Source organism: Geobacillus sp. Manikaran-105 (assembly GCF_002809955.1).
GTDB lineage: Bacteria > Bacillota > Bacilli > Bacillales > Anoxybacillaceae > Geobacillus > Geobacillus thermophilus.
The window spans coordinates 1-10802 of the sequence record NZ_PIJG01000069.1 but is presented as its reverse complement, the minus strand read 5'-3'; the positions used below and the strand labels follow the sequence as shown (position 1 = coordinate 10802).

The window sequence follows — 10802 nt, the reverse complement described above, 5'->3', positions numbered from 1 at the left end:
TTGAAGAACGTTATCATTAACCAAATACTGTAAATAAACAAAATAGGGGGATTCTCCCTTTCCACACAGGAGACTGAATATTCAGTCTCCTGTGTGGAGAAAATCAGTCCCCTATCAATTCAAATCCATTTCAGAGAAACCCTACCCCATTTACATTACACAAAATTCTTGACGGTACCATTTGTAGACTAGAATTTAATTTTTTTAATTTAATTTTTTGTAAATTTATCAAATGTTTGCACTTCATTGACTATATAAGTTGCAATAAAGATTTTCCGATTGTTCGATTCTGTTTTCCTTCATAACAAGTCATTTTGATAGAATGCAGCGGGCGCTCTACTGGATGTAAAACAAAGTTTCAACTTATATATATAAAAAATTATTGCTTTTTTGTTTCTAGGCTTTTATAATTAAGGCAAAATACCATTGAAACCCCTTACATATACGTATTATTTTTTTAAATATATATGCAAACGATTGCGCAAAAGTATTTGTTTATGGGTTTTATTATGGGTTTTAATGGTATGAATGATTTAGCCATATGGAAGGAGAGGGAAAATGAAGAAAAAGAGAAGGGGTATCTCAATTTTGGCAGTGATGGTGCTGGTATTCAGTTTGCTGGCGGCTTGTGGACCAACATCATCCCACAAAAGTGTCGGGAAGAATGAACCGGCAAGTACAAATGAAGGAGACAGTAAAGAAATTAAACCAGAAAAAGGTGCTAAACTGAAAGTCTGGGAATCTGGCGGAGCAATTGGTGAATGGACCAAATATGTGGCTGAAGAATTTACCAAAAAGTATGGGGTGCCGGTAACTTTTGAAGAAGTAGGACATAGTGATGCGCCTGAAAAGCTCAAAACGGATGGTCCGGCTGGACTTGCGGCAGATGTGTTTGCTGCTCCACACGATCATCTAGGATCTATGGTATCAGCAGGATTGGTTTTAGAAAACTTTTTCCCAGAAGAGTATCAAGATAAGTTTATGAAATCTGCTATTGAGGGGACGACAGTTGATGGAACTCTTTACGGCTATCCTACGTCTATTGAAACATATGCTTTATTCTACAACAAAGATCTGGTAAAGAAATTACCTAAAACCATGGATGAACTGATTACACAAGCTAAAGAATTGACTGATATTAGAAACAATAAATATGGATTCATGATGGAAGTAGCGAACTTGTATTTTGTATACTCATTTATCGGCGGATACGGTGGTTATGTATTCGGTGATAACAATACCAATCCGAAAGACATTGGTTTGAATAATGAAGGAGCTGTAAAAGCAGGAAAGTTAATGCAACGTATTCATAAAGAAATCTTGCCTTTGAAGGTGGAAGATATTACTTATGATGTGAAACAATCTTTATTTAACGAAGGAAAACTAGCTTTCAATATTGATGGACCTTGGGCTGTAGCGGGCCATCGCGATGCTGGCGTGAACTTCGGTGTCATACCGTTGCCTAAATTGGAGAACGGTCAAACACCTACAAGTTTTTCTGGTATTCGCGCATTTTATGTAAATGCTTATACAAAGTATCCGAACGCAGCCTCCTTATTCGCCAAATTTGCAACGAGTGAAGAAATGCTACTAAAACGTTTTGAAATGACTGGGCAATTGCCACCGGTTCAATCTCTTCTAGACAATGAAACTATAAAAAATGATGAAATTGCATCGGCATTCTTGGAGCAAGCAAAATATGCAGTGCCAATGCCAAACATTCCACAAATGCCAATGGTCTGGGAACCTATGGCATCTGCTCTCACTACGATTTGGAATGATGGAAAAGATCCAAAAGAAGCTCTGGATGCGGCGGTTGACCAGATTAAAGCGGGAATTGCCACTCAGGGTCAGTAGCAACGAGATAGAAAATTGAATCAATGCTCTCTGTTTCGGAGGGCATTGATTCTTAATGTGAAAAAAAACGGAAAGGGGATCTTTGCATGTCTCCAACACCCAATTTAGTTGCAGAACCAGAACGCCGCCAAACCAAGAAAGCAAGTACAGCCGCGGTATTATCCTTCCTTTTTATGGGTCTGGGACAAATTTATAATCGGCAGTACATCAAAGGAATTTTATATGCTCTGGTAGAAATATATGTAATTGTTTTTTTGACAAACCCGATTGTGAACGGTTTATGGGGCTTGATCACCTTAGGTGAGCAAGCTCAGGTTCGAAGAAGGGGAAGGGTAGTCATAGAAGGAGATCATTCCATCTTCTTGATGATAGAGGGATTGATAATTGTTATAGTCCTTGTTATTTTCCTGTTATTTTATATCTATAATATTCGTGATGCCTATAAAACAGGCAAACTTCACGAGACCGGAGAAAAAGTAAACAATTTTATAGAATCATTGAAAAAATCATGGGAGTATGGATATGCTTACATTCTTTTGACTCCTGCTGCAATCTTTACTCTCTTTCTTTCCGTTCTTCCATTGACTTTTGGTATTCTGATTGCATTTACTAACTTTTCTTCCCCCAATCATTTGCCTCCAAAAAACCTAGTGGATTGGGTGGGGTTCCAGAATTTTATTGATTTATTTAGATTACAAGCATGGAGCAAGACATTTTATGGGATAGCGACTTGGAACATCATATGGGCTATTCTAGCTACTTTCACCACGTTTTTTGTGGGGATGTTCTTTGCTTTAATTATTAATCATAATAAAGTTCGCCTGAAACGAATGTGGAGAACAATATTCATATTGCCCTGGGCTGTTCCCCAATTTATTTCTATCCTTGTTTTTCGAAATATTTTCAACGGTCAATTCGGTCCTTTGAACCAGTATTTATCCACTTTAGGAATTGATCCTATTCCTTGGCTGTCCGATCCATTTTGGGCAAAAGTAGCTCTAGTGACCATAAATATTTGGTTGGGATTCCCGTTCTGGATGGCATTAATTGCAGGTGTGTTGACGAATATTGACAAGGAATTATACGAAGCGGCAGAAGTAGACGGAGCAAGCACATTTCAAAAATTTCGCTCAATTACTTTTCCTTTATTAATGTACTATACTTCTCCACTTTTAATCATGAGCTTTGCTGGAAACATCAATAACTTTAACGTCATCTACCTCTTTACCCAAGGGGGACCTGCCGATGGCAAATATACTTATGCAGGTTCAACTGATTTGTTAATATCTTGGATCTATAAGCTGACTTTGAACCATAGCCAATTTTATATGGCTTCCGTACTTTCCATTCTGATTTTTATTGTAGTAGCAGTATTTTCAATTTGGAACTTCCGACAAACAAAAGCATTTAAAGAAGAGGAAATGATGTAAAGATGAGTGCAAAACCATTACGTACAAAAAAATTGTCCGGTGCAAAGTTCAAGGAAGCTGTGGTTACCGTTCTAATCTATGCTTTTCTGATCATTTCAGCTATTTTGGTTTTGTATCCAATCGTCTGGATTTTCATTGGGGCGTTAAATCCAGGAGACACATTGTATAGTTCAACTCTTATGCCTGAGAAAATTACAATGAAGCATTACACACATCTATGGTATGAAACTGATTATGTCAAATGGTTTAAAAATACTTTATTCGTTGCAACGATGAATATGATCTTGTCCACGTTTTTAATCGTGTCATCGGCTTATGCTTTCTCACGTTTTCGATTTCCTGGCCGCCGCCAAGGTTTGATGGCGATGCTGATTCTGCAGATGTTTCCTAGCTTTATGGGAATGATTGCTATATATATTCTTCTTCTCCAGATTGGCCTATTGGACAATTTGTGGGGATTGATTCTTGTATATGCAGGCGGTTCTATACCATTTGGAGCATGGCTGGTCAAAGGATATTTTGATGGATTGCCAAGAAGCTTGGAGGAAGCAGCTAAAATCGACGGTGCATCCCACACCACCATCTTTTTCAAAGTGATGATGCCTCTGTCAGTGCCTATTTTAACCTTTATTGCGATTAACAATTTTATCGGGCCATGGATGGATTTTATTTTCGCCCGATTGGTTCTACGCTCCAACGAAAATAAAACTCTAGCAATTGGGTTGTTTGAGATGGTTACCGGTCGCGGAAATACTGAATTTACAACTTTTGCGGCAGGAGCCATTATTGTAGCGATCCCGATCACTATTCTGTTCTTGTTACTGCAAAAATACATTATTGCAGGCTTAAGCGCAGGTGCAAACAAGGGGTAATCGAAGTACGGAGATGAGGTGCAGAGCATTGAGTAAAAGAATAATATCTGATCCAGCTGGATGCTTATGAGGATGTGATTTTAGTTTAAAAAAAGGAGTCGTCATCATGCATACATTAACCGATTTAAGAGAAGTTACCATTACGGAAACAGCAGTTGAACTGTACTATGCATTTCAAGCCAAGGTTCTGATTCGCTCCCCACAGGAAGGAACCGTCCAGGTCCAGTTCCTGAAAGTGACCGATTGGAGCGAAGAGGTTCCGGAACCTTCCTATTCGGTTCTGCTAAAAGAGTTTCTTCCGCTTCAGGCGGAAGAGAGAGAAAATGAGATTACTGTTTCCATCCCGAAGGGGAGAGCGGTAATTTCCAAAGTGCCCTTCGGAATTCGCTTTTTTAATGAAACAGGCCGGGAGGTAACGAGAAGCGCTGATACTGCGGCGTATCAGTTTGACGGTTGGAAGAGCCGCATTTCCTTTCAATTTTCCGGTGACGAACGCATCTACGGGTTGGGGGAATCAGATCTCAATCAGGATGATGTTCGCCTCAATCACCGTGGTACAATCCGACCGATCTGGAACAAACATCTGCCTTCGCCTTCACGATTGATGATACCAGTTATCTACAGTTCAGAGGGTACGGTCTCTTCGTTGATAATCCTTGGGTCGCCCGTTTTGATTTCGGTGTGGAGAAGGAAGATATCTGGTTCTATGAAGCCGAGGGTGGGACGATCACCTATTATCTATTCTTGGGGCAAGAGCTGAAAGATTTGGTCAGTCAGTATGTGAAATTGACGGGTCGCCCGGAGATTCCTCCACTCTGGACTTTTGGTTATTTGCAGTCCAAATTTGGATACAAGAGTCGTCAGGAAGTGGAGGAATTGGCAGAAACTTTCCGTCAAAAACGGATTCCGTGCGATTCAATCATTCTAGATCTCTACTGGTTTAAGAAGATGGGGGATATGTGCTTTGACCGTATCGCCTTCCCGCAGCCGGAAAAGATGATTGCGGGATTGCGCGGCAAAGGGTTTCATCCCATCGTAATTGAAGAGCCTTATGTGACAAAAGAAAGCCGTTTGTTCCCAGAAGGAGACAGGATTAAAGTATTTGCCAAAAAGCAAAATGGAGAAACCTATCTATTCCCATTTTGGGCAGGAGAATCGGCGTTGGTTGATTTCACAGATCCGCTTGCCAAACAGTGGTGGGCCGACCAACACAAGGAATTGATTGAGATGGGTATAGAGGGTTGGTGGACCGACTTGAACGAGCCGGAGGTTCACTTCCCGGATATGGTCCATCACGACGGCCCTGCTCAAAAGGTCCATAACATTTTTGCCTTGGAAATGCATAAATCATTGGCCTTGGCGCATGAACAAAACTGTCCAGAGCGCCGACTGTTTATCATGAGTCGCTCGGGATGGGCAGGCAGTCAGCGTTATGGCGTGGGGGTCTGGTCCGGCGATGTGGAGAGCACTTGGACCGACTTGAAGAAGCAACTGTCTGTAGCTTTAAGCATGAGCCTTGTCGGCCTCCCACTCTGGAACAGCGACATCGGTGGATTTAAAGGGAATGAACCGTCACCTGAACTCTATGTGCGCTGGATACAATTTGGAGCCTTTACCCCTATCATGCGCCCCCATGGTGCTCATCAAAATCGTGAGCCTTGGGCTTTTGGTGAAGAAACGGAAAAAATCGTAAAGAATTTCATCGAGTGGCGTTACCGCTTTCTGCCTTACATCTATTCCTGTGCATTTGAAACCTATCGCACCGGGATACCTTACATGCGTCCAATGGTTATGGAGGTGCCGGAGGATCTCAATTGTACCGAGATCTGTGATCAATTCTTCTTTGGATCCAATTTGCTGGTGGCTCCCGTTTTGGAAGAAGGAGCAACATCCCGCAAGGTTTACCTGCCAGAAGGTCTTTGGTATGATGTTTGGACGTGGCAGTCGGTTGAGGGGGGGAGAACGATCGAAGCTGATGCGCCTCTGGATCGTATTCCTATCTATGCCAAAGCGGGGTCGATCATCCCTACATTGCCTGTAATGCAACATGCAGAGGAACGATCATGGGATAAGATGACCATTATCGTCTATCCCGGTCGGAATGGTGAGTTCCTGCTATATGAAGATGATGGAAAGACAACAGCTTATAAACGGGGAGAATACCGCACTATGTTGTTCAGTCAGAAGAACTTGGACGGCAAGATAATTGTAAATATTGGAGCAGGAACTGGTTCCTATCCTGAGTCGGTTGAACAACGGACCTACCACATTCTGATACCAGGTGTCACCGCTTCCGAGGTAAGAATGAACGGGAAATCTGTACATTCTATCAAGCAAGAAGAAGGTTGTTTGGCGTTTACTTTGGAGGATCAGCCCGTAAAATGCGAGATTAATGTAGAGATAGTGATAAATAAGTAAGGAACTTTCGATAAATATGAAATTCCAAATGTCATCAATTTCTCCTGTATTGTTGACATTATGTTAAGAATTTTCCAGCTCGGTTATGAAGCAACAAAAAGTTTAATCGAAAAAATCGCCAACCCGAACGAACCGGTAAAACGAATCATTATTCCGCATCGGATTGTGAAGCGGTTTTCGTGCAACGATGGCAGGAAATAAAGCTTCCCCTAGCCGCGAAAAGGCGGTTAGGGGGATAATATGCTCAAAACGGGAGTTACCTATAAGGTAAAAATCTTGAACGGGGTTAGCGGGTGGCTGCCCTTAGCAAAAAAATCGATTTCGATACTTACTAGATAAAGTAAATTGTCGATCGTTTCTTCACTCACAAGATATAGCGATTGGACGTACTTCATCACGTGTATCTCTATAACTTAAGAAGCTTATCGCTCCCTCTTTATTGGGATACAGAAAAGATGGACCAATAAAATAGATAAGGTTTTAAGTCATTGGAGAAATTTAGTTGGTTACGTACAAAATCGAAAAATGAAAAAATCGTTTTGATTATTTTCTTATATTTTAAAGGTCAATCTGCAAAACAATCCTTTTTATTGGTAATTGGTTCCCACTATAGAGTCTGGTGCCATAAACAATGATTCGCATGCGCTCCTCATAGGTGTTGATAAGAACTCCCTTTTCCCTTGGTACATGAACACCATTTGAAATGAATCATCAACATTAGCCAGGTTGACAAAAGTCTTTGATGTGAACACGGGTTCCTTATGACGGAATCTCGTGATTGAAATCCCGCCTTCTTTGCAAGAGAGTCCAAAATGGCAACCGAAAATTTAAATGGATTTTCAGCCGTATCTGCTTGTTTGAATGTAGAGATCATGGGTATATCGATTATTAGTGATATCTAAGTGATTGGCTTTGATGGATGTCATCGAGTCAATGCATGATTCCTGCCTTTATAATTTTTAGTCAGAATATTATAACAAATTAACGAGTGACGGTTAGTTTATTGACTTCTTAAATAGATCAAAATGAGATGCTCAATGAATAGGAGGTGGTGTTACCCATAGAAATGTCATAAGAAAAAGTATATCAGTAAGAAGGTAGTTTTTTACGTCATATTATTTTAAAAGAAAGGAAGAAATGGCATGTGGAAGGTTCCAAAATTCATTAAACAATCATATCTCGTTTTTCTTCTTGCTCTATTGCTCTATTCTTCATTTGGTTTTTCGTTTTCCAGGACTGAGGCGACTACATCTACAGGAGCTTTAGGACCAGTTACCCCGAAAGACACAATATATCAGATCGTGACGGACCGTTTTTTTGATGGCGACCCATCAAATAACAAGCCTCCTGGTTTTGATCCTACCCTGTTTGATGATCCGGACGGCAATAACCAGGGGAACGGAAAAGATTTAAAGTTGTATCAAGGCGGTGATTTCCAAGGAATCATAGATAAAATTCCTTATTTAAAAAATATGGGGATAACTGCCGTTTGGATTTCCGCTCCTTATGAAAATAGGGACACTGTGATAGAAGATTATCAATCAGATGGAAGTATTAATCGTTGGACCAGTTTCCACGGTTACCATGCAAGAAATTATTTTGCAACCAACAAACATTTTGGTACTATGAAAGATTTTATTAGACTACGCGATGCTTTGCATCAAAATGGAATTAAACTAGTGATAGATTTTGTATCCAATCATTCGAGTCGTTGGCAAAACCCGACATTGAATTTTGCGCCTGAAGATGGTAAATTATATGAACCTGACAAGGATGAGAATGGCAATTACGTATTTGATGCTAATGGAGAGCCTGCGGATTACAACGGTGATGGAAAAGTTGAGAATCTCCTGGCGGATCCACATAACGACGTGAATGGTTTTTTCCATGGTCTGGGTGACCGGGGCAACGATACTTCTCGTTTTGGCTACCGTTACAAAGATCTAGGTTCTTTGGCTGATTATTCTCAGGAAAATGCACTAGTGGTTGAACATTTGGAGAAAGCAGCTAAATTTTGGAAATCAAAAGGGATCGATGGTTTTCGACATGATGCCACTTTGCATATGAATCCTGCATTTGTGAAGGGATTTAAAGATGCAATTGATTCAGATGCAGGTGGCCCGGTTACCCATTTTGGTGAATTTTTCATTGGAAGACCGGATCCCAAGTATGATGAGTACCGGACATTTCCTGAACGAACAGGAGTCAACAACTTGGATTTTGAATATTTCCGTGCGGCCACAAACGCATTTGGGAACTTTTCTGAAACGATGAGTTCCTTTGGTGATATGATGATCAAGACAAGTAATGATTACATTTATGAAAATCAAACAGTTACTTTCTTGGATAATCATGATGTAACAAGATTTCGCTATATTCAACCAAACGATAAACCTTATCATGCAGCTCTCGCTGTCTTGATGACATCACGTGGGATTCCTAACATTTATTACGGAACAGAGCAATATCTGATGCCGTCAGACTCAAGTGACATTGCGGGTCGGATGTTTATGCAGACTTCTACTAACTTCGATGAAAATACCACTGCATATAAAGTCATTCAAAAGCTTTCAAACTTAAGAAAAAATAATGAAGCTATTGCCTATGGAACCACAGAAATTTTATACAGCACAAATGATGTACTGGTCTTTAAAAGACAGTTCTATGATAAACAAGTAATTGTAGCGGTAAACCGACAACCGGATCAAACGTTTACCATTCCGGAGTTAGATACGACTCTTCCAGTAGGAACCTATAGTGATGTACTGGGTGGACTGTTATATGGGAGTTCAATGAGCGTAAATAATGTCAACGGTCAAAACAAAATTTCTAGCTTTACCTTGTCTGGAGGAGAGGTCAATGTCTGGTCGTATAACCCATCATTGGGGACTTTAACTCCAAGGATTGGCGACGTTATTTCCACCATGGGACGTCCCGGTAATACCGTTTACATTTACGGTACTGGATTAGGAGGAAGCGTAACAGTCAAATTCGGTTCTACTGTTGCTACTGTGGTGTCAAACAGCGATCAAATGATTGAGGCTATAGTTCCAAACACTAATCCTGGAATTCAAAATATTACAGTTACAAAAGGATCTGTAACCAGTAATCCTTTCCGATATGAGGTCCTATCCGGCGATCAGGTGCAAGTAATTTTTCATGTGAATGCCACAACGAATTGGGGGGAAAACATTTATGTTGTCGGAAACATTCCAGAGTTGGGAAGCTGGGATCCGAACCAATCGTCTGAGGCGATGTTAAATCCGAACTATCCAGAATGGTTCTTGCCAGTGAGTGTGCCCAAGGGAGCTACTTTTGAATTCAAGTTTATCAAAAAAGATAACAATGGAAATGTCATTTGGGAAAGCAGGAGCAACAGAGTATTTACCGCACCGAACAGTTCGACCGGTACTATTGACACCCCTTTATATTTTTGGGATAACTAAAAGCTGAATTAAGGTAATATATTGGATCCGGCATAGTTGTCGGCTCCTTTTTTTGTGACATAAAATTTAATTAGCAATCAGCATAGTTACAAAAACTGTTATGTAATATTGATTTGTAGGATGATGTATAAAATTTTGTGTAAAGCATTTTACTAGATCAAAAGAAAAAAGGTAGGGTATTCTCTGATTTGGCCATAACACATTCCAGAGAAAGGAGAACCCTACCTATGTCTAAAAGTATACCGAATGTAGACTGGGCTCATCAACTGGAAAGTGCGATTCGCCAGTTTATAAAGGAAAAATTAGAGCTGATTATGCGTGAAGAAATAAAAAATTTCCTCGAAATAGAACAGGCTGGAACGTCGAATACGAGAAACGGCTACTATCAGCGAAATCTAGATACGCAATACGGTCGGATTGAAGGTCTTTTGGTCCCTAGAGACCGAAACGGAGAATTTCAAACCCAATTGTTCGCTCCCTACCAACGCCACACCGGCTGGCTCGAGGAAGCGATCATTAAGATGTATCAAAGTGGCATGAGTACGCGTGAAATTGGCAAGTTTATTGAACGAATTTTAGGCAATGCCTATTCTCCTGCAACGATCAGCCGTATTACCGATGTAGTGAAGGAAGACATCGAGAAATGGCACACTCGTCCACTGCACAAGCGTTATTCCGTCTTATATTTGGATGGTTTATACGTAAAACTTCGTCGCGAAACCGTGGAGAAAGAAGTCATTTATGTGGTGTTAGGGGTGAACGAAGAAGGATATCGCGAA

Annotated in this window: 7 protein-coding genes and 1 pseudogene; all 8 read left to right on the top strand. The window is 40.5% G+C overall.

The annotated features are described in order from the left end of the window. Positions 1 to 558: 558 nt before the first annotated feature. On the top strand, positions 559 to 1857 hold the full coding sequence (locus CV945_RS15375; RefSeq protein WP_100660108.1) for a sugar ABC transporter substrate-binding protein: 1299 nt from the start codon (positions 559 to 561) through the stop codon (positions 1855 to 1857). Between the two features lie 86 nt (positions 1858 to 1943). Continuing rightward, positions 1944 to 3287: a sugar ABC transporter permease gene (locus CV945_RS15370; RefSeq protein WP_100660107.1), complete on the top strand. Its 1344-nt coding sequence runs from the start codon at positions 1944 to 1946 to the stop codon at positions 3285 to 3287. Between the two features lie 2 nt (positions 3288 to 3289). Continuing rightward, positions 3290 to 4159: a sugar ABC transporter permease gene (locus CV945_RS15365; protein ID WP_012749396.1), complete on the top strand. Its 870-nt coding sequence runs from the start codon at positions 3290 to 3292 to the stop codon at positions 4157 to 4159. A 106-nt stretch (positions 4160 to 4265) separates the two neighbouring features. After that, on the top strand, positions 4266 to 4919 hold the full coding sequence (locus tag CV945_RS17355; RefSeq protein ID WP_198518529.1) for a hypothetical protein: 654 nt from the start codon (positions 4266 to 4268) through the stop codon (positions 4917 to 4919). Between the two features lie 5 nt (positions 4920 to 4924). Continuing rightward, positions 4925 to 6577 carry a glycoside hydrolase family 31 protein gene (locus CV945_RS15360; protein WP_198518528.1) on the top strand — a complete coding sequence of 551 codons (1653 nt, stop codon included), beginning with the start codon at positions 4925 to 4927 and terminating at the stop codon, positions 6575 to 6577. A gap of 66 nt (positions 6578 to 6643) precedes the next feature. After that, positions 6644 to 6778 (top strand): annotated as a pseudogene (locus CV945_RS17645) (LacI family transcriptional regulator); the annotation flags it as partial. A 941-nt stretch (positions 6779 to 7719) separates the two neighbouring features. Next, a complete protein-coding gene (locus CV945_RS15350; protein WP_100660106.1) occupies positions 7720 to 10023 on the top strand; it encodes an alpha-amylase family glycosyl hydrolase in 2304 nt (767 codons plus the stop codon). Positions 10024 to 10250: 227 nt separating this feature from the next. After that, positions 10251 to 10802: IS256 family transposase (locus CV945_RS15345; RefSeq protein WP_198518527.1), on the top strand; the 552-nt coding region annotated here is incomplete at its 3' end.